The sequence below is a fragment of the Acrocarpospora pleiomorpha genome, assembly GCF_009687885.1.
In the GTDB taxonomy this organism is placed as follows: Bacteria; Actinomycetota; Actinomycetes; order Streptosporangiales; family Streptosporangiaceae; genus Acrocarpospora; species Acrocarpospora pleiomorpha.
Genome location: NZ_BLAF01000032.1, coordinates 25,266 through 45,107, shown reverse-complemented (window position 1 = coordinate 45,107; position 19,842 = coordinate 25,266). Strand labels below are relative to the sequence as shown.

Sequence of the window (19,842 nt, the reverse complement as noted above, 5' to 3'; positions counted from 1 at the left end):
CGCGTTGACGGAGCGGGGGCGGGTGTTCCGGCAGGGGATTGAGGATCGGACCGATGTGCTGGCGTTTCCCGCGTATGCCGTACTGGATGATGGGGAATGTGAGCGGCTGGCCGAGTTGGCGCGGGTGTTCGGGCGGGCCGTTGTGGGGGCGGGGCTGCTGAGCTTCGGGTAGCCACAAGTTGGTGCCACGGCTGGGCTATCCCGGGAAATGGTGGGAAAGTAGTGCGGGGTGGGAAACCTGGCCTTGACACGGGACTTGACTGTCCAATTCCGGCATGTTACTGGTAATCGTGCACGTCGTGGGCCGGAAACGTTGAATTTACGCCGATATATCTTGACTTGTGTACGATGTGCCCCTATCTAAGAGTGGGCAGACGACGGCTGATCACAATGGCGGCATAGATGACAACTGAATCCAAGTCGGGAAGCTCCCGCGAGGAGTACCGTGCGCTGCAGGCTGAGGCCTTCAATCGCATCGGGTCCCGCTACGACGACGCGTTTCCGCACAAGGAAGGGCAGATCGCCGCTGGTGAGTGGCTGATCAAACAGCTTCAGCCGGGGGCTCGCGTCCTGGACGTCGGCTGCGGCACGGGCGCCCCGACGGCGCAGCAGTTCGCCGAGGCGGGGTGCGAGGTCGTCGGCATCGACATCTCGCCCGTCATGCTCGACATCGCACGCAAGAACGTCCCCGAGGGCACCTTCCTCGAACGCGACATCACCGATCTGGACGACTCGCTCGGCCGGTTCGACGCGGTGGTCGCGTTCTTCGTGCTGCTCATGCTGCCGCGCGAGGAGATCGCGCGCGCGCTCAAGAAGATCCACGACGTGCTTACGCCGGGTGGCGTGCTCGCGCTCAGCATGGTCGAGATCGACCTCGACGACGTGCCCTTCCAGTTCCTCGGGGCTCCGGTCCGGGTGACCGGCTACCTGCGTGACGACCTGCGCGCCGTGATCGAGGAGGCCGGGTTCTCGGTCGTGCTGGAGACCGACATCTCCTACGCCCCGGCCACCACCCAGGCGCCGCCGGAGATCCAGCTGTTCCTCAACTGCCGCCGCAACCAGTTCTGAGCCGAGTGAAACCCGTGTCGTGGGACGGGGAGACTCTCAGTGAGGCCATGCGGGCGATCGGGGACAGTCTCGATCCCGAGCAGGCCACCCGGTTGTTGTGTGAGGCCGTCGTCCCGCGAATGGCCGACGCCGCCGCCGTCTACCTGGACGGCGGCGCGCAGCACCGGATCGACCCGCGCGGGCGCCTGCCCGCGCGGTGGGCCGAGGACGACGGCCAGATCAAACCGGCCCTGACCGCCGATGGCACGCTGGTGGTGCCCCTTCGCGCGTACGGCAAGGCGATCGGCTGCGCCGTACTCGCGCGGGAACGCGAACGGACCCCGTTCGATGACGCGGACGTGCAGGTGGCGGGGCAGCTCGGAGTGCCCGCGGCATTGACGATCTTCCACGGCCGGCTGCACCGGCAGCAGCTGGAGACGGTCGAGACGTTGCAGCGGGGGATGCGTCCGGGCCGCCCGCCGGAGTTACCCGGGCTGGAGATCGCCTTCCGCTACCAGCCCGCCGTGGCCCGGGTGGGGGGCGACTGGTTCGACGTGATCCCGCTGCCGGGCAGCCGGGTCGCGCTGGTGGTGGGCGACGTCATGGGCCACGGGCTGGACGCCGCCGCGATCATGGGGCAGTTGCGGACCGCCGTGCAGACGCTGGCCTCGCTCGATCTGCCCGCCGAGCAGGTGCTGCACTCGCTGGACGAGATGGCCCAGCGGCTGGCCGCGCAGACCATCACCACCTGCGTCTACTGCGTGTACGACCCGGTGCTGCGGCGCTGCACGATCGCCAGCGCCGGGCATCTCCCGCCGATCCTGGTGGCCTCGGACGGCAAGGCCGAGGTGCTCGCGCCGCCGAGTTGCGCGCCGATCGGGCTGGGGCGCACCCCCTTCGAGACGATGGAGATCGCCGTCCAGGACGGCAGCATGCTGGTGCTCTACACCGACGGGCTGGTGGAGGAGCGCGGCGAGGACATCCTGCTGGGCGTGGAGCGGCTGCGCCGGCGCCTGTCGGAGGGCGAGCCGATCGAGGATCTGGCCGACAGCCTGATCCCGGACGGGCACGGCGACGACGTCACGCTGCTGGCGATCCGGTTCAAGGGCATTCCCAGCCAGGATGTGGCGCAGTGGATGCTGGAGCCGCAGGTGACCACGCCGGGCCGGGTGCGCGGGCTGGTCAGCCGGACGCTGGAGAGCTGGGGACTCCACCATCTGGTGTCGTCCGCGCAGCTGCTCGCCTCCGAGCTGGTCACCAACGCGGTGCGCACCACGCCGCGGCCGATCACGGTACGGCTGCTGCGGACCGATGTGCTGCTGTGCGAAGTGAGCGATGACGATCATCGGATGCCGGTGCTCCGCGAGCCGGGCGGGCTTGACGAGGACGGCCGGGGGCTTTACCTGGTCAGCCAGTTGGCGGCGCGGTGGGGGACCAGCCGGGTGGCGGGCGGGAAGACCGTCTGGTTCGCGCTGGCGATTTAATTAGAAAGTCGTGATCTGGACAGCCGCGGCGGTGAGTTGCCTGGTCGGCGTCTATGCGGCTGGCTATGGGCCGGGTTTCTGATTAATAGTCGCGGAAGCTGTCGAGGCCGCGAAGCAGCATCTCCAGTCCGAATTCGAAGCGTTCGTCGCCGTCGCCGCGCATCATCGCGTCCACGTTGCTGGTGAGGCTGGGGAACCGGTCGGCGGGCAGTTCGCTGAGGTAGGTCCGCACCTGGCCGAAGAACTGGTCGGCCCAGCTGTCGGGTTCGAGGCCGCTGGCGCGCTGTTTGGCCAGGAACAGGGAGTTTTCGTAGGCGTCGGAGGTGACGTACAGGTAGAGGCGGTCGAGTCCCCAGGTGGCCATCTGGGGGGGCAGGCCGCCCGCGAGCATGATCGAGAGGAAGCCTTCGGAGAGGCGGGCGGCGTTGGGGCCGACCGGGATGCTGGCGAGCGCGAGGCGGCCGACGTCGGCGTGTGAGCCGAGCACGCGGTACATGTGCCAGCAGAGCGCCTTGAGCTGGTCGCGCCAGCGGGCCGGGTCGGCGACGGGGACCTCGATCTCGCCGACCACCTCGTCGAAGATCAGCTCAAGGAGTTCTTCCTTGTTGGCCACATGGGCGTACAGGGAGGCGGGCCCGGTGCCGAGTTCCTGGGCGATGCGGCGCATGCTGAGCGCTTCGAGGCCTTCCTCGTCGAGGATGCGCAGGCCTGTACGGACGAGGAGGTCCTGGCTGAGCTGCTGGCGCGCGGTCTTTCTCGGGGTTCGCCACGGCGGCGTCGGCACGTCCATGCGAGCACCGTATCCGGTTCGAACACCGTTCCCCTAACGAACACTGTTTGACACGAACACTGTTCACCCTTATAACGAGACGAACAGTGTTCGTTCAACGAATGGAGTTCGACATGTATCGATGGCGCTGGGCCGCGCTCTTCGTCATCCTCGCGGCCGAGGTCATGGACGTGCTCGACGCGCTGGTGACCACCATCGCGGCCCCGGCGATCCGGGCCGACCTGGGCGGCGGCGCGAGCCTGATGCAGTGGCTGGGCGCCGGATACGCCCTGGCCATGGCGGTCGGCTTGATCACCGGCGGGCGCCTCGGCGATCTTTACGGCCGCAGGCGCATGTTCCTCATCGGCGCGCTGGGCTTCACCGCGGCCTCGGTGTTGTGCGGCCTGGCGCAGTCGCCGGAGATGCTGGTCGGCTCCCGGGTGCTGCAGGGCCTGTTCGGCGCGGTGCTCATCCCGCAGGGCCTTGGGCTGATCAAGGAGATGTTCCCGCCCAAGGAGATGGCCACCGCGATGGGGGCGTTCGGGCCGGTCATCGCGCTGGGCTCGGTCGGCGGGCCGGTGCTGGCGGGCTGGCTGGTGGACGCCGACTTCTTCGGCACCGGCTGGCGCATGATCTTCCTGATCAACCTGCCGGTCGGCTTGGCCGCGTTCTCCGCCGCGCTGGTGTTCCTGCCGGAGTCGCGTTCCGCGCACGCCTCCCGGCTGGACGTGACCGGGATGGGATTGGTGACGGCGGCCTCGTTTCTGCTGATTTATCCGCTCATTCAGGGTCGCGAGTTGGACTGGCCGGTGTGGACGTTCGCCTCGATGGCCGCCTCGGTCCTGGTGTTCGCCGTGTTCGCCCGGCATCAGATCGGCAAGCAGCGCGCCGGGCGCGACCCGCTGGTGGTGCCCGAGCTGTTCCGCAAGCGCGCCTTCACCGCCGGGCTGGTCGCCGGGCTGCTGTTCTTCGCCGGGATGATCGGGTTCTCGCTGGTGTGGAGCGTCTACACGCAGGCCGCGCTCGGCTACACGCCGCTGCAGGCCGGTCTGGCCGCGCTGCCGATGGCGGTGGGCACCATCTTCGGCTTCGCGATCGGCGGGGCGGGCCTGGCCGCCAAGCTGGGTCGTACGGCGGTGCAGCTCGGCGCCCTGGTTATGGGGGCGGGCGTGGTCGTGGCCGGATATATCGTGACCTCGGCGGGAGCGGGGATCACCGCCTGGCAGTTCGGGCCGCCGCTGTTCGCGGCCGGGATCGGGCTCGGGCTGTTCATGATGCCGTTCTTCGACATCGTGCTGGCCGGGGTCGAGGAGCAGGAGACCGGTTCGGCGTCCGGCACGCTCACCGCCGTGCAGCAACTGGGCGGGGCGTTCGGCACGGCGTTACTAGGGACGGTTTTCTTCGGCCGGTTCGACGGCACCGCGAGCGCGGTCCTGGTCACGGTGGGGATGGCCGGGGCGCTGATGGCCGTTTCGCTGGTGGTGGCGTTTCTTATGCCACGTAAGGCCGTACATGTGTCGTGAAGAGCGCCGTGATGAAACGGGCGAGGCCGACCCTCTTACGGAAGAACTCGGCCAGTTCGGGGGTCGGCTCCTCGCTCAGACGCTCCAGTGGAAGCGCGGTCCACAGGCTACGCACGACCAGCGCGCCGACGTATCCGAGGCGCACGTCGGCTTCGAACGCGTCGGTGTACGCGGCGAGGATCGTGTCATGAATTACGGGCAGATCCTCCGGTTCGGTGACGCCGTCATGGGACTGTCCGACCAGCAGCTGCCCGAGGTCGAATCCGATACCGGCCGGAGCGCCCCAGCTCCAGTCGATCGCCACGAAATCGGCCGATCCGTCCACGGGGACCAGCAGGTTGGCGGGGCTGGCGTCACCGTGCACGTGTGTGTACGGCAACCTGTCGACCACCCGGATAATCTCAGGCAGCAGATCCGCGATGGCCAGAATGTCCGTACGCAGGGGATCGTCACCCCCCGGAAGCAGCGGATGCCGCCAGGTGGTCGGATCGGCCAGCGCCGGAAGGAAAAGGTTGACGATCGGCCCCTGGTACAGCGCATGCAGCCCGAGGTTCGCGGACGCTGTGGCCGGCCGGCTCGCCGCCAGTTCGCCGAGCAGCCGAGCCGCCGTCCGATACCGGTCCAGATCCCACGGTTCGGTACAGGCCTCGACGTCCTCCATCCAAGCGACCAGCCGGTCATCGCCCAGATCGTCCAGCCGGTAAAGGCGAGGCATCCGCAGCCCCTTCGGCAGCGGCTCGTCCGCCAGATAGGCATCCACATCGGTACGCCACGGAAAGCTCGCCACGAACTCCGCCCGCAGGTGTTCCGGCACCGTCTCCAACCCCGCCCAGTGTTTGACGGACTGTATGGACTTCACCACGAACGACCACGGACGCCCGGTCGTCGTAGTGCCGCACACACGGGACAGCCCCGCGGTCGACAACATGCCGGTCGGGTGGTGGATAGGCTCCACCCGCTGTTCGGCGATGTCCGCCTCCGGGTCGCCCAAGCTGGTTCGCACGAGTTCGGTGATGTCCATGGCCTGATCCTGCTGGGCGAGGCAATCGGCTCGCATGAGTAGGGTCTACTTAAATATGCTCGGCAAGTGCCCAGCTCGTGGCCCTTCGCGGGGCGATCGGCGCCGCTCGCGGCGTTACGGTCGGCCTCGCGGGGGATTGTCGTGGCCGGTCCCGCCGGAGCGGGCAAGAGCCGCCTAGTATCCCAGGCCGTCGAAGAACTGGACGGAGTCGCCTGGGTGCGCGCCACCGCGTCGGCGGCCGAGATCCCGCTCGGCGCCTTCGCCCACCTGCTCCCGCCCACCCCGCCCGCCGGAAACCCGCTGAGCTGGGCGGCGTCGGCGATCGACGCGCCCACCCTGGTCGTGGACGACGCGCACCTGCTCGACCCGGTGTCGGCCGCGCTCGTCCACCGGCTGGTCCTGGACGGCCGGGTCAGGGTCCTGGCCACGATCCGCACCGGAGCGGCCGCGCCGGACGCGGTGGTCGCCCTCTGGAAGGACGACCTGGTGCCCCGCCTCGACCTGGAGCCGCTCTCGCCGGCCGAGACCGAAGACGTCCTCGCCGCCGCCCTCGGCGGCAGGATCGAGACCGCCACCCTCGCCCGGTTCTGCGAATCCAGCCAGGGCAACCCGCTCTACCTGCGCGAACTCGTGCTCTCCGGGGTGCTGCGGGACGTCGGCGGCCTCTGGCTCTGGCACGGCTCGCTGACCCTGACCAGCACCCTGCGCGAGACGATCGCCGCCCGCATCGGCGACCTGACCGCCGAGGAACGCGAGGTCGTCGAACTCCTCGCCTACGGCGAACCGCTCGGCCTGGACTCCCCGGTCCTCGAACGGCTGGAGGACAGGCAGCTCATCACCGTGCAGCCGGACGGCAGGCGCCTGCAGGTCCGGCTCGCGCATCCCCTCTACGGGGAGGTCATCCGGGACTCGTGCGGCACGCTCCGCACCCGCGCCGTCCTCCGCCGGCTGGCCGCCATGATCGAGGCCACCGGCGGGCGGCGCCGCGAGGACGTGCTCCGAGTCGCCGTCTGGCGGCTCGACGGCGGCGCCCCCGGCGACCCCGCCCTGCTCACCCGCGCCGCCGAGCAGGCCAGGGCGGTGCGCGACCTGGCCCTGGCCGAGCGGCTGGCCAGGGCCGCCATCGAGGCGGGCGGCGGATTCAGCGTGCGGCTCGGCCTCGGCACCATTCTCAGCTACCAGGACCGCTACGCCGAGGCCGAAGAGGTGTTCCGAGAGCTGGAGTCCGGCCTGACCGGCGACCGCAGGGTCGACTGCGCGACCACGCGCGCGCTCAACCTGCTGTGGGGACTGGGACGGCTGGACCAGGCGCTTCAGGTGCTGGACGCGGCCGACGACGGGCAGATCAGCGTCGACGCGCGGCAGGGGCTCGACTTCGTCGCCGGAGCCGTCACCGCGTACGGCGGGGACCTGGACGCCGCCACCGCCCGCCTGGACGCCGCCGAACGGCTCGGGCCGCCCAGCCCGCGCGGGATCCGCGCCGGAGGCGTTACCCGGGCGCTCGTGCTCGCCTCCGCCGGCCGGGCCACGGACTACCGGAACTGGATCGCGAACCTGATGGCCACGCTCGGCGCGGACGCCGACCTCTACCCGAGCATGACCAGCTCGCTGGTCGAGGCCCAGATCAGGATCGCGCTGTCGACCGGCGACCTGCCGGAGGCCCTGCGCCTCGCCGACCACGCCCGAAGCCAGGACGACTGGGCCAGGTCCAGCGCCCAGTTCGGCGCCTACCGCGCCACCGCGCTCCGGCTGGGCGGCCAGGTCAGAGCGGCCCTGGCCGCCGCCGCCGAAGCGGTCGCGCTGCTGCCGCGGACAAGTGCCGTGGCCGGCGGCTGCCTGGGCGAATTGGCCCACGCGCAGGCGCTGCTCGGCGACGTGGCCGCGGCCGAGGCCACCCTGGCCCGGGCGGCGGAGCAGGCCGTGCCCGTCGGGCCCGCCACTGAGGTCCCGCTCCAGCTCGCCCGCGTCTGGACACTCGCCGCCAGAGGCGACATCACCGGCGCGGCCGAGACCGCCCTGTCCGTCGCCGCCAGCCCTTACCCCACCTACGCCATGATCGGCCTGCACGACCTCGTCCGCCTCGGCCACCCTTCGGCCGCCGCCCGCCTCACCGAACTCGCCGTCGAGGGCCCCCTCCTCCCCCTGCTGGTACGGCATGCGACCGCCGCCACCCCCGGCGACCTGGACGAGGTCTCCCTCGGCTTCGAAACCTTCGGCATGCCCCTGCACGCGGCCGAGGCATCCGCCCAGGCAGCCCTGGCCTACCGGGACGCGGGCCTGCTCCGGCGCGCCCGGTCGGCCGAGACGCGCGCCTGGACGCTGACCCGGCGCTGCCAGGGCGCGCGTACCCTCGCCCTGCTCGACCTGGAGATTCCCGGGCTGACCCCGCGCCAGCGCGAGGTGGCCGTGCTAGCCGCGCGCGGCCTCACCAACCGGGAGATCGCCGAACGCCTGGTGCTGTCCATCAGGACCGTGGCCAACACCCTGTACGCGGTGTACGAGCGAACCGGCGTCAACGACCGGGCCGCGCTGGCCGAATTGCTGGACACGCGCCGGGAGTAACGCCGGGACTACGGTTTGCCGTCGCTTGAGTGACGAGCCCGGCGTGCTCCCGCAGGGCGTCGTCGTACGGGAAGAGCACCATTCCTATGGAGGCGACCCATGAGAGCACGACCGTACGCCCTCGTTCTCGCGATCTCCGTTCTGCTGCTCGCCGCGTGCGGGGGCACCAGTGATGGTCCGGCGCCCAATCCCGTGCAGCGGCCGCCGGACCCGCTGGCCGGCGCCGCCCAGGAGCAGCCCGCGCAGCGGGACACGCTCGGCCAGCAGGTGTCCACGTTCGCGCTCGATGTGGATACCGCTTCGTATGGGTATGCCCGCCGTACGATCCTGGAAGGGCGGTTACCGGAGCCTGGGCAGGTTCGGGTGGAGGAGTTCGTCAACGCGTTCGCGCAGGACTATCCGCAGCCCGCGGACAACGGCTTCGCCGTACACGCCGACGGGGCGCGGCTGCCCGGCGAGCAGGCGCTGATCCGGTTCGGGCTGCAGACCCGCGCGACCGACAGCAGCGCGCGGCGGCCCGCCAACCTCACCTTCGTCGTCGACGTCTCCGGCTCGATGGCCGAGCCTGGGCGGCTCGACCTGGTCCGCGACTCCCTGCACACCCTCGTCGACGAGCTCATGCCCGGCGACCAGGTCGCGATCGTGCCGTTCAGCGACAGCGCCCGCCTGCTCATCCCGATGACCCCCGTCTCGGAGAGCTCCGGCCTGCACGCCGCCATCGACCGCCTCGTCGTCGAAGGCTCGACCAACCTGGAAGACGGCCTGATCACCGGCTACCAGGAGGCCTCCCGCGCGTTCCGCTCCGTCGCCACCAACCGGGTCATCCTGCTCTCCGACGGCCTGGCCAACACCGGCTCCACCTCCTGGCAGACCATCCTGGACCGGGTCGCGGAACACGCCGCCAAGCAGATCACCCTGCTCTCCGTCGGCGTCGGCCGCGAGTACGGCGACGACCTGATGGAACAGCTCGCCGACAACGGCGACGGCGCCGCCATCTACGTCAGCTCCCTCGACCAGGCCCGCAAGGCCTTCGTCGACCAGCTCCCCGCCACCCTCGACCTGCGCGCCCGCGACGCCAAAGCCCAGGTCGTCTTCAACCCCGGCGTCGTCGAGACCTACCAGCTGCTCGGCTACGAGAACCGCTCCCTGGCCCCCGAGGAGTTCCGCGACGACTCCCGCGACGGCGGCGAGATAGGCCCCGGCCACTCCGTCACCGCGCTCTACCGCGTGCACCTGCGCCCCGACGCCACCGGCCAGCTCGCCACCGCCACCGTCCGCTGGCAGGACCCCGACACCCGCCGCCCCGCCGAAACCACCCGCTCCATCGAAACCTCCGCCCTCGCCACCGACCTCTGGACCGCCACCTCCCCCCGCTTCCAGATCGACGTCCTCGCCGCCGCCTTCGCCGAATACCTCCGCACCCGCGAGACCTTCCCCGGCGTCACCCTCGACGACCTCACCTCCCGCCCCACCCGCCTGGCCACCACCACAGAAGACCCCGCCGTCACCGAACTCGCCGACTTGATCACCCGCACGCGCGCCCTCGGTTAACGATTACAACCACCCGTCCGATGTCCTATACACTGGCGTGGCGCCGCAAGCGGGAGACCGCTGCGGACCACGCAAGGGGCTATAGCGCAGCTGGTAGCGCACCTCCATGGCATGGAGGGGGTCTGGGGTTCGAATCCCCATAGCTCCACTCGGAGACGGAGGCCTGTGGTCGCGAGCTTTGCTCGCTCCCGTAGGCCTCCTCGTCGTTACACGGGGGGACGACCCCCCGAGCCCCCCGGTGTGGGGGGCACAGCCCCCCACGCCCCCTGAGGTTGCTAGCGCGTTTGCCGTGGTTGACTGGACGTTTAGATCTTGTCGGTCGAGATGTCCTTGTCTGACAGTGGCGTCTGCTGCTGTTTGTGGCGCGCTTCTTGAGGGCTTTCGGGTGGCGCGGATGTTGCAGATTTGGTTCAGTTCCGGGCCGGTACGAATACGAGTTTCTTGCCTTCTGGAGAAACGGGTGGGGTAGCGAATTCTGGAAAGCTTGTCTTATGAGACCCTTTATCGCCCGGGTTGGGGCGGCCTCTCTCGTTCTCGCCGCAGCAGTCATGGTGCCTTCGCCCGCGCTGGCCGCTGATCCGGTCTTGCAGGGCCATCCTCTGCCCGAACTCCGTCCCAAGGGGGAGCTCCTGGACCTGGCCGCGTCGGAGCAGAACCAGATCTGGATCGTCGGCTACCAGGCGCTCAAGCCCGGTTATCCGGGCAATCCAGTCGTCCACCGCTGGAACGGCAGGCGGTGGGCCGGGTATACGATCCCCAACTTCTCCAGTCGGGGTGTCCTCAGCAGCGTGAACGCCACCGCCGGTGGCGAGGTGTGGATCGGCGGGACCAAGAGCGGGGCCGCCTACATGGCGCACTTGGTCAACGGCGCGTTCGTCCAGGTCGAGGCGCCTCCCGGGCTGGCGTCGGCCGCACCCGAACACACCTCCTCGGGCTTGTGGGTTCCGGGGAGTCGCACGCAACCGGGCGCGAGTAGTATCTGGCGGCTGGAGGGCTCGGCCTGGGTCCCGCACTCGATGCCGATTCAGAAGGTCCTGGCCATCAAGGGCATCGCCGCCGAGGCGTGGGCGGTGGGCAGTGGCGCGAGTGAGGACGACTCTGTCCCGGGGGTCGCCCACTACACCGGGACGGCCTGGGAGAACATCCCCTACCCGGCCCCGCATAGCGAGGGGTCTGTGCTTGAGGATGTCCTTCCGCGTAGCGCCGCCGACATCTGGGTCGCCGGCACCAACTACACGCGCGGGGAACCCCGGCCCACCGAACCCCTGCTGAACCGCTACGACGGCGACACGTGGACCGCCGTACCGCTTCCGCCCGAGATCGTCGGCCTGCACTCCATCGCCCAGGATCCCGCCGGCAAGATCTGGATCTCGGCTGCGGCCCTCTCACCCGCAGAGGGCGCCCGGCAGCGTCCGGTGGTCATCGGCACGTTCCCCGGCTCCATCGCCTGGACCGTCCTGGAGGTCCCCGCCTACGACCAGTCCGTCGTCCATCATGAGGGCTGGGACGACCTCGGCATCGAACTCACCACCTCGCGCCTCTGGCTCCTGTCCGACACCTATCCCGCTGGGCCCGTCCTGTCCACGGGGTCGCTGCTGTCGTAGCGCGCATGGCACAACTCTTCCACCTGCAAAGCAGTGTTCGAGTAAACAACCGTCGGTGTGCGGGTTGGCGAGCCAGGTCTCGTGCGCCTCGTCAGAACGACTCAGCATCGAGAGCTTCGGTCATCGACCCGCACCGCTCCCGAAGAACTTCACCAGCTCGGCGGTGACGAACTCCGGGTTCTCCTCGGGTAGCCAGTGGCCGGACTTGGGCACCTCGACGGCACGGGTGATGTTGGACATGAGGGGCTGGACCGTCGAGCGGGTGAAGTCGAGCGTACCTTCGGCCGTCAGCAGCATCGTCGGCATGGTGATCGGCTTCGCGGCGACGTTGTCCCGCTCGTCCTGGTCCAGGGTGCGGTAGAGCTCGAAGCCGCCGGTCAGTACCTGCGGGCGCTGGTACGTGCGGGCGAACTCATCTATCTGCTGCGCGGTGAACGGAGCCTTCGCGCCCGGTCCGCCGAAGCCGCCTTGGCTGTGGAACGACATGTGCCAGCTCAGCTGGCGGAAGTTGTTCGCGCTGAGCGCCGGGCCGGGCAGCGGATAGTCCAGGTGGGCGTACTTGACGACCTCGTTCGGGAACTGTGCGGCGTACTGGAACCCGACGCCGGCGCCGTGATCGTGCGCGATCAGGTTGATCTTCCGCAGGCCGAGCTTGTCGGCAAGCAGCCCGTGCACGTAACGGGCCAGGGTGGCCTTGTCGTAACTGGCCGGCGTACCCACGCTGTCGCCGAGTCCCGGCAGATCCAGCGCGTACACCGTGTATCTCTCGGCAAGCGCCGGCATGATCCCACGCCACGCGTACCACGACTGCGGCCAGCCGTGCAGCAGGACGAGCGGCTCGCCGGTCCCGCCGGTGACGTAGTGCATCCGCACGCCATTGACGTCGGCCATTTCGTGCTGGAACTGACGGTTGAACTCGGCGTCGCCTCGGGTGGCCGAGTCGTGGCCCGCCGAGGCGGCCGCGGTCGTCTGCCCCGACGCCGTGTTCCGCGCCTTCCCGCCGGCGGCCGAGCATGCTGTCGACAGGACGAGCGCGGCCGCGACGGCTGTCAGGGAGCGCGACCAGCGTGCGGTTCTCGAAGTTGCTGCTGATGTGAGCATCGGTGATTACCTCCGCTACCAGCTTGACCAGCAATAGTGCCTACTTGCTAGAAATATTGCGGATCCGCATCATGGGTCCATGAGTGTCACTCCGAAAGACGTCCTTGCCGGGGTCGGCCCCCGCCTGCATGCGCTGCGTCGGGCACGGAACATCTCGCTTGCCACCCTGGCGGCCGAAACCGGCCTGACCGCGAGCACGTTGTCGCGTCTCGAGAACGGGAAGCTGCGCCCGACGCTGGAGCAGCTGCTTCCGCTGGCACGGGCGCACGGCGTCCCGCTCGATGATCTGGTCGCGGCGCCACCCACCGGTGATCCCCGCATCCACCTGCGCCCCGTACGGCGATCCGGCTTCACGGTCGTACCGCTGACCAGACGCCCCGGAGGCATCCAAGCCTATAAAGTCATCTACCCGCCGGCCGGAACAACAGCCACGACGACACTGCAGACCCACGACGGGTACGAATGGTTCTACGTGCTCAACGGACATGCCCGACTCGTTCTCGGTGACCAGGAATACCGGCTCGGCCCCGGCGAAGCCGCGGAGTTCGACACCCGCACACCGCACCAGATCAGCAGTGCCGGCGCCCAGCCCGCGGAACTGCTCACCCTCTTCAGCGCCCAAGGCGAACGCGCTCACCTATCGCCCTCCCCGACATTGCCCACCTGAACGAACCAGCCTTGGGCAAGTCCGGGTGGAGACGGTCATCGAGGGCTGATCGCGTGCTGGAGGCCGCGGATGTAACCGAGCGCGAACAGGCGTCCGAGCGTCTCGTACCCCGGGCGCTCGTTGCTCTCGCCGGCCATCGTCGGCACGTGGTCGGGCCGGAGCGGGCCCTCGAAGCCGATCGACTCGTAGGCGCGCATGCACTCGGCCATGTCGAAGACGCCGTCATCGTCGTGGAAGATCTCGACGAAGTCGGCGGCCGCGCCGCGGACGTTACGGAAATGGACGAACTGGATCCGCTTCCCGAACTCGCGGATCAGAGCGGGTCCGTCAATGTCCATCAGGGCGAAATTGCCCTGGCAGAAGGTGACCCCGTTGGCCGGCGAGTCGTACAGCGCCAGCAGCCGGCGGTACGCGTCGGCGGAGCCCATGATGCGCGGCACGCCGCGCAGGCGCGGCAGGGGCGGGTCGTCCGGGTGCATGCCCAGCTTGACCCCGTTCCGCTCGGCCACCGGCACGACCGCTTGGAGGAAGTAGCCCAGGGCGTCCCACATGGCTTCCGTGCTGGTCTCGGGGTGCTCGACCTCGGCCAGTGCCTCGGCGTCGGCCAGGCGGAAGCCCGTGACCAGGGCGCCGCCCCGGCTGGGGATGCCGCTCGCCGTCCGGGACCAGCTGGATATCGGCATCCAGTTGTAGCAGAGCACCCCGATCCCGAGATTGCCCATCGCCTCGATCTGCTGGACGACGGCGGCGATGTCCTCGTCCCGGCCGGGCAGGCCCAGCCGGACACGGTCCATCGGGACCGTGTCCTCGATGGCCACGACGGTCATACCCTCGGCCGCGAAGACGGATTGGTCCCGGGCGAGCGACTTCTCGCTCCAGGGGAGGTCGTCGGTCTTCGACTCGCCCCGGAACCCGCCGTCGAGCGCGGCGAACATCCGCTGCTCCTGCTCGGCACCCCGCATGATCGCGACGACGTCAGTGACTCCTGCTTGTTTCACGAGCTCCCACAGCGGCTCCTTGCGTGGGTAGAGAAACTCGGCAAGGCGAAACATGATGTCCTCTCGACGGGGTCGGATTCGACAGGCGGCGATCAGTGCGCGCGCAGGATTTCCAGCATCTTCCGATCGAGTTGATGCCCCTTCCACTGCTCGTAGTTCACGTCGGCCCGGCGGCTGTCCAGAACTCCGAAGGGGCCGCGGAAGTTCCACAGGGCCCATCCGATCCCGTGCTCGGCGAACACCTCGAGGGCGTCGGCGAGCCAGCCCAGGAAGGTGTCGTGCGAGATCTTCGTGTAGGCGCCGATCTCGCCGGCGTGCACGGCTAGGCCCGAATCGGCCAGATCGAGGTACTGCGCCACGGTGTCGCGCAAAGCGGCCTTGTCCCACACGCGGGTGTCCTCACCGACCAACGGCTTGGTGCTCCCCGGACGCAGGGTCGGGGTGAACGGCCACTGCGGCGGAAGCAGGTGCGCGCTCGATCCCGCCCACGGGTTGTCGTAGTGGGTCAGGTGCAGCGGGCTGTACATGTGCACCGACGACACGATGTTCGGAAGCGTCCGGACCGTCTTGGTGGGCGGTTCGTAGCGGACACCGCCGTCCAGGGTCCCGTCCTCCAGCATGAACCGTCCCTCGACGTGGATGAGGCGGTCGGGCGAGATCTTGTGAATGGCCTCGATCACCGGGAGGAACGTACGATCGAAGGTCGCGTCGTCGATATCGATGGGCTCATTGAGCAGATTGAAGCTCAATTCCTGGGCCGGCACGTGCTGGTATCGCTCCGCGAGGGCGCGCCACCACGCGACGAAATCGGCGAGGTCCTCATCGCTGCGGAACAGGTCGCCGCGCTCCGGGAAGTCGAAGTACGACGAGGAGGTGACGCAGTAGCCGGGCGCACGGTGGAAACCGACCATGACGTGCACCCCGTACTGCCGGCCGAACTCGACCACACGATCGAGCAGCCAGAGCCGTTCCTGGTCGACTTCCCGCCCGAATGCGCCCTTGCCGAACCAGAGGTAGGAGAGCGGGACCCGGACGAAATCAAAGCCGAGTTCGCGGATGAGGGCGAAGTCCTCCTCCGGCACCAGGCCGTCACTCATCGGGAACTCGTCTTTCCATCGGGCGCTGGTCGAGAACAAGTCGATCAGGTTGAATCCGCGCCAGCGCGGAATGGAAACGCTCATCAAACGCGACCTTTCTTATGGGGCTGTCCGGCCGGGCTCACTCCGTGAAAATTCGGTACGGCGCCGGCCCGGCCGGAGGCTGAATCGATCAGGTAGCCGGTGAGTAGTTGTAGATCGACGGCACGCTCTGCTCCGGCTGCGCGACGACCTTGACCGATGTGCTCGAGATGTAGATGTTGTCCGCGACGTAGAACGGCACGAACCAGGCCTGGTCGACGACGTACCCGGACAGCTGCTTGTACAGCGCGTCCTGCGCGGAGCCGCTCGCCGTGGCGATCTGCTTCATGAGGGACTCGATGGTGGCGTCGCCTGCGTGGAGCGTGTTCCACGCGCCGTTCTTGGCGAGCAGGAGGCTGGCGTCGAGCCAGTTGTCCGAGGAGCCCCAGCTGAACATGTAGGCGGGGTACTCCTGCGAAAGGTAAGGCGTCAGCCCGGCCGACGCCGGTTCGTTCTTGTAGACCACCTTGATGCCGACTGCCGCGAGCTGTTCCTGGAGGATCGGGTAGACGCTGCCGAAGAACGCGGTCGAGGACGGCATGGTCAGCGTGAATCCGCCGGCATATCCGGCGTCGGCCAGCAGTTGCTTGGCCTTCGCCGGATCGTACGGGTATTTGGAGTTCAGGGAATCGTCGTAGGCGGGGGTGCCGGGGTAGAAGATCTGCGTCGAAGGCGACCCGTGCCCGAACGCGTACGCCTTGAGAATGGCGTCGCCGTCGATCGCGTAGTTGATCGCCTGCCGGACCCGGACGTCCGACATCGCCTTGACGATCTTGCCGTCACGGTCATTCAGGAAAAGACCCTGCCAGTCTCCCGGGTTGGACAACACGGTCAGGCCGGACCCCTTGGCCGTGCTCGTCTGCGACGCCAGCGCGAAGGCGGCATCGACCTCTCCGGTCTTGACGGCGTTCAACCGTGCGGTCGGGTCGGTCATCACGCGGATGTCGATCTCGTTGAACGGGAACGCCGCCGTGTCGTAGTAGTGCTGATTCCGGACGAACGCGTAGACGTTCCCGCGGTTCGTCTTCTTCGTGTCGAGCACGTACGGTCCGGTGCCGGCCGGGGTGCTCTTCAGGTCGGTCGCGGCGGCCGCCGGATTCGTGATCATGCCGGCCACGAGCCCGAGGTTGTGCACCAGGGCCGGGTCCGGCGACGAAAGCGTGATGTCGACCGTCGTCTTGTCCGGTGCCGTGATGGATTCGACGTTCTGGAGCGCGGAGGAACGCGGCCCGTTCGCCGCCTTGAACCGCTCCAGGCTCTTGACGACGGCATCCGCGTCCATGGCGGTGCCGTCGGAGAACTTGACGTCACCGCGGATGGTGAGCTCCAGCTTCGTCTTGGTGCCGTCGGTGTAGGTCCACTTCGTCGCCAGCATCGGCTGGAGCTGGTTGCTCGAGTCGATCTTGATCAGCGTGTCGTACGCAGGTTGCAGGTACTGCATGTAGTTGCCGACGTCGGACTGCGACGGATCGAACGACGCGACGTCGACGATCGCGCCGAGAGTCAGGGTCTGCTTGGTCCCGGACGAGTCCTTGGTTCCGCTGGAGCAGCCGGCGACGGTCGCAGCCAACAGCAGGGCCGACATGCCGGCGGCAAATATGTGTTTCATCTGGTGGAAGGCCTCTCTCTCTGCCCCCGGGTCGCCGCGGTGCGCGAGTTCACATCATCTAATATGAGAAGTAGATATGTGTCAATGAGATAACTGACATGATTCGGGGAGGTTTCTGCTGAGTGACCAGCGCAGACGCGCGGCGTCACAAGCCACTGGACTGCGCGACACCTTGCCCTTAGCCTTGCCCGGATCGACCGGACTCGACGTCGCGCCACAGGGTTCCGGGTGCCTCCGCGTGGGAGCGCCACGCTCACCGCATCGCGGACTCTCTGTTAATATCAGAGAAGTTTGTAAGTGGCCTGCCCGATCGTACCGCGGGCCCGTACCGCGGGTTTCGCCGGGAGTGGAGCTGAGAGATGCCGGCATCCATCAAGCGCACGTCGCTCACCGACCAGGCGACTGAGGCGATCATCCAGCTGATCCAGGAGCGCAACCTCCGCGACGGCGATCAGATGCCGGGCACCGGGGAGCTGGCGGAGATGCTGAACGTGAGCGTGCCGGTGGTCCGTGAAGCGGTCGCGGGCCTGTCTGCCATCGGGTTGCTCAAGCGCCACCAAGGCCGGGAAAGCACGGTCTCGACGCCGGATTCGACCCACATGTCGAGGCTGTTCGCGCTCCGCATCGTCGGCACCGCGGTCGACGACGAGCAGCTGCAGCAGTTCCGCGAGATCGTGGAGGTCGGCAACGCCCGGCTCGCCGCGCGCAACCGCACGCCCGAACACATCGCGGCGCTGCACGAGGCGCTGGATTCGCTCACCTCGGTCCGCGACGCCGAGCACCTGCACGAGGCGGACGTCGCCTTCCACGCCGCCGTCTCGCAAGCGGCGAACAACGACCTCTGCGAGCTCACGCTGGAGTCGCTCGAGCCCCTGCTGCGGCGGCTCCGCCGTCGGGTGTGGAACGGATGGGTCAACGCCGGCGGCGGGGTCGAGGCGATCATCGACGCGCACCGGGTGATCCTGACCGCCATCGAGGCCGGGGACGAGAACGCCGCGGCCACCGCGATGGTCGTCCACCTCGAGCAGGCCCGGCTCGGCCTCGAAGAGTCGATCCGCGACGGTGACCGCCAGGTCGCGGGCAACGCCGGCTTCCCGGCGGACACGCCGGATCAGGCGACGAGCGCCGCCACCGCATGACCGGCGATGCGCTCGAACACCGTCATCGGGTCAGCACCGCGACACCGCACGGCGGCACCGTCACCACGACACGGCCCTGGGCGACCACCACCCGCTTCTCCCGCACGGTGAGCGTCTCCGGAGCGTCGAGGGTGTTCACCGCCCACAGGTCCGGCCCGTCGATCCAGCGCACGATCGCCTCGCCGTCGGCCGCGCCGAGCACGGACACCTCGGCCGCCTCCGCGACGCTGCGGTTGACCAGGAACACGCTCGTCTCGTCGCCGTGACGCGTCGCTGACGCGCTGAGCACCGGGGCCTGGCGCGGGCTGCTCACGTCGCCGAGAGTCATGGCATCCGGGGCCAGCCGATCCAGCGGCGGAACGTCGATCGCGGCGGCCTCGACGTCGACGGCGAGCGACGTGCCCCGCGCGTGCGCCTCGTACAGCTGCGCGACCAGAAAGGCGGCCGTGCCGAACAGCCGGTCGTCGTCGGTCTGGATGGGCGCGAGGCAGTTGACGAGATGGCTGATGACGGCGATCGGCGCCCGCTCGGCGTTGGCCAGCAGCGCGTTATAGCAGCCGGCGAAGAACGCCGCGTTGCCCAGCGGGTGGTTCGTGCTCAGGTGATCGTCGAACTGGACCATGCGGTTCCACTCGTCCAGCGACAGGCCGATATCGCGCCCGGGAACCATCTCGTCATTGAAGGCGGCCGTGTCGCGCAGGATTTCCGCGAGCTGATCGGGCGAGGTGTTGAGCTGCAGGAGGTCGTTCTCGTTGTCGAGGGCCCGCCCGATCATGCCCGGGAAGTACCAGTGCACGGACAGCAGGTCGATGACGTCGCCGCAGGCCTTGAGGACACCGCTGTTCCACTCCCGAGCCGCGTACGTCGTCAGGCCCAGCCCCTCCTCACCGGATGCCATGATCTCCGTCCCGTCCGAGACCGGGAGACCGACCGCCACGAGCTTGATGGCGGGGTCGACGAGGCGCATGGCCCGAGCGAACTCGGCAACGCGCTCGCCGTACGCGCTGGGCGTGTCGTGCCCGTACTCGTGGGAGCCCCAGGTCTCATTGCCGATGGACCACCAGGTGACCGTACGGGGTGACTTGCGGTCGACGTTGCAGTAGCGCACCCAGTCGGCGGCCTCCTCAGGCGTCCCGGTGCCGATGTTGACCACGAGGAACGGTTCGGCGTCGATGTCGAGGCAGTACTGCAGGAACTCGTCGGTGCCGAAGGCGTTCGTCTCGGCCGGGCCGATCAGTCGGCCGAGGGCCTCCGCGCCCGATGCCAGCTGGGAGTCCGCCCCGAAGCCCGCCATCCGATGCGGAAGGCCGGTCCAGAAGGTCTCCGCCACCGTCGGCCGCTCGGAGCGCGGCCCGACGCCGTCGCGCCAGTGGTAGTCGCAGGAGAAGCAGCCGCCGGGGTACCGCAGCAGGCGTACGCCCATGCGGGCTGCGGCCTCCCGGGTGTCGGCGCGGACCCCATCCCGCTCGACGTCCCACACCCCGGGGTACACGGTGCGGCCGAAATGCTCGATCATGCCGCCGAACACCAACGGCGAGATCGTGCCGAGCGAACGATCGGTCACGCTGACGGTTCCAGTTGTCACGGGT

General features: G+C 68.7%; 16 protein-coding genes and 1 tRNA gene. 10 read left to right on the top strand and 7 right to left on the bottom strand.

The genetic code is table 11. The annotated features are described in order from the left end of the window. Positions 1 to 4: 4 nt before the first annotated feature. From Aple_RS56375 to Aple_RS27105, 3 genes are all read left to right on the top strand, one after another. Positions 5 to 172, top strand: a complete 168-nt coding sequence (locus Aple_RS56375; RefSeq protein ID WP_373869639.1) for a helix-turn-helix domain-containing protein — start codon at positions 5 to 7, stop codon at positions 170 to 172. 230 nt (positions 173 to 402) lie between these two features. Further along, on the top strand, positions 403 to 1,068 hold the full coding sequence (locus tag Aple_RS27110) for a class I SAM-dependent methyltransferase (RefSeq protein ID WP_155347538.1): 666 nt from the start codon (positions 403 to 405) through the stop codon (positions 1,066 to 1,068). A 5-nt stretch (positions 1,069 to 1,073) separates the two neighbouring features. Then, a complete protein-coding gene (locus tag Aple_RS27105) occupies positions 1,074 to 2,531 on the top strand; it encodes an ATP-binding SpoIIE family protein phosphatase (protein ID WP_155347537.1) in 1,458 nt (485 codons plus the stop codon). An 82-nt stretch (positions 2,532 to 2,613) separates the two neighbouring features. On the opposite strand, the gene Aple_RS27100 is transcribed toward Aple_RS27105, so the two are convergent. Then, positions 2,614 to 3,321, bottom strand: a complete 708-nt coding sequence (locus tag Aple_RS27100) for a TetR/AcrR family transcriptional regulator (RefSeq protein ID WP_155347536.1) — start codon at positions 3,319 to 3,321, stop codon at positions 2,614 to 2,616. A 113-nt stretch (positions 3,322 to 3,434) separates the two neighbouring features. On the opposite strand from Aple_RS27100, the gene Aple_RS27095 reads away from it, so the two are divergent. Then, positions 3,435 to 4,823 carry a DHA2 family efflux MFS transporter permease subunit gene (locus Aple_RS27095; protein WP_246264800.1) on the top strand — a complete coding sequence of 463 codons (1,389 nt, stop codon included), beginning with the start codon at positions 3,435 to 3,437 and terminating at the stop codon, positions 4,821 to 4,823. Here Aple_RS27095 and Aple_RS27090 read toward each other — a convergent pair. Beyond that, positions 4,792 to 5,880, bottom strand: a complete 1,089-nt coding sequence (locus Aple_RS27090; RefSeq protein ID WP_155347535.1) for a phosphotransferase — start codon at positions 5,878 to 5,880, stop codon at positions 4,792 to 4,794. The genes Aple_RS27095 and Aple_RS27090 overlap by 32 nt on opposite strands. Positions 5,881 to 5,910: 30 nt before the next feature. Between Aple_RS27090 and Aple_RS27085 the strand changes: the two genes are divergently transcribed. The 4 genes from Aple_RS27085 to Aple_RS27070 all read left to right on the top strand — a co-directional run bounded on the left by Aple_RS27085 (position 5,911) and on the right by Aple_RS27070 (position 11,561). After that, complete coding sequence (locus tag Aple_RS27085; protein WP_155347534.1) at positions 5,911 to 8,406, top strand: helix-turn-helix transcriptional regulator; 2,496 nt, start codon at positions 5,911 to 5,913, stop codon at positions 8,404 to 8,406. A gap of 99 nt (positions 8,407 to 8,505) precedes the next feature. Then, complete coding sequence (locus Aple_RS27080) at positions 8,506 to 9,957, top strand: vWA domain-containing protein (RefSeq protein ID WP_155347533.1); 1,452 nt, start codon at positions 8,506 to 8,508, stop codon at positions 9,955 to 9,957. A gap of 75 nt (positions 9,958 to 10,032) precedes the next feature. Next, positions 10,033 to 10,105 (top strand) — tRNA-Ala (locus Aple_RS27075). A 343-nt stretch (positions 10,106 to 10,448) separates the two neighbouring features. Then, positions 10,449 to 11,561 (top strand): hypothetical protein, encoded by a 1,113-nt coding sequence (locus Aple_RS27070; protein WP_155347532.1) that lies wholly within the window; start codon positions 10,449 to 10,451, stop codon positions 11,559 to 11,561. A 120-nt stretch (positions 11,562 to 11,681) separates the two neighbouring features. Here Aple_RS27070 and Aple_RS27065 read toward each other — a convergent pair whose 3' ends face one another. After that, positions 11,682 to 12,662: an alpha/beta fold hydrolase gene (locus Aple_RS27065; protein WP_155347531.1), complete on the bottom strand. Its 981-nt coding sequence runs from the start codon at positions 12,660 to 12,662 to the stop codon at positions 11,682 to 11,684. A 79-nt stretch (positions 12,663 to 12,741) separates the two neighbouring features. Between Aple_RS27065 and Aple_RS27060 the strand changes: the two genes are divergently transcribed. Beyond that, on the top strand, positions 12,742 to 13,329 hold the full coding sequence (locus Aple_RS27060) for a helix-turn-helix domain-containing protein (protein ID WP_155347530.1): 588 nt from the start codon (positions 12,742 to 12,744) through the stop codon (positions 13,327 to 13,329). A 35-nt stretch (positions 13,330 to 13,364) separates the two neighbouring features. On the opposite strand, the gene Aple_RS27055 is transcribed toward Aple_RS27060, so the two are convergent. From Aple_RS27055 to Aple_RS27045, 3 genes are all read right to left on the bottom strand, one after another. Continuing rightward, entirely contained in the window at positions 13,365 to 14,381 is a 1,017-nt protein-coding gene (locus Aple_RS27055; RefSeq protein ID WP_155347529.1) for a mannonate dehydratase, read from the bottom strand. Positions 14,382 to 14,419: 38 nt separating this feature from the next. Beyond that, complete coding sequence (locus Aple_RS27050; RefSeq protein WP_155347528.1) at positions 14,420 to 15,508, bottom strand: glycoside hydrolase family 5 protein; 1,089 nt, start codon at positions 15,506 to 15,508, stop codon at positions 14,420 to 14,422. Positions 15,509 to 15,596: 88 nt separating this feature from the next. Continuing rightward, on the bottom strand, positions 15,597 to 17,114 hold the full coding sequence (locus tag Aple_RS27045) for an ABC transporter substrate-binding protein (protein ID WP_155347527.1): 1,518 nt from the start codon (positions 17,112 to 17,114) through the stop codon (positions 15,597 to 15,599). 359 nt (positions 17,115 to 17,473) lie between these two features. Here Aple_RS27045 and Aple_RS27040 point away from each other — a divergent pair, with 359 nt between their 5' ends. Further along, positions 17,474 to 18,253, top strand: coding sequence for a FadR/GntR family transcriptional regulator (locus Aple_RS27040; protein WP_155347526.1), 780 nt, complete (start codon positions 17,474 to 17,476; stop codon positions 18,251 to 18,253). A gap of 22 nt (positions 18,254 to 18,275) precedes the next feature. On the opposite strand, the gene Aple_RS27035 is transcribed toward Aple_RS27040, so the two are convergent. After that, positions 18,276 to 19,838: an alpha-L-arabinofuranosidase family protein gene (locus tag Aple_RS27035; RefSeq protein WP_155347525.1), complete on the bottom strand. Its 1,563-nt coding sequence runs from the start codon at positions 19,836 to 19,838 to the stop codon at positions 18,276 to 18,278. Positions 19,839 to 19,842 lie beyond the last annotated feature (4 nt).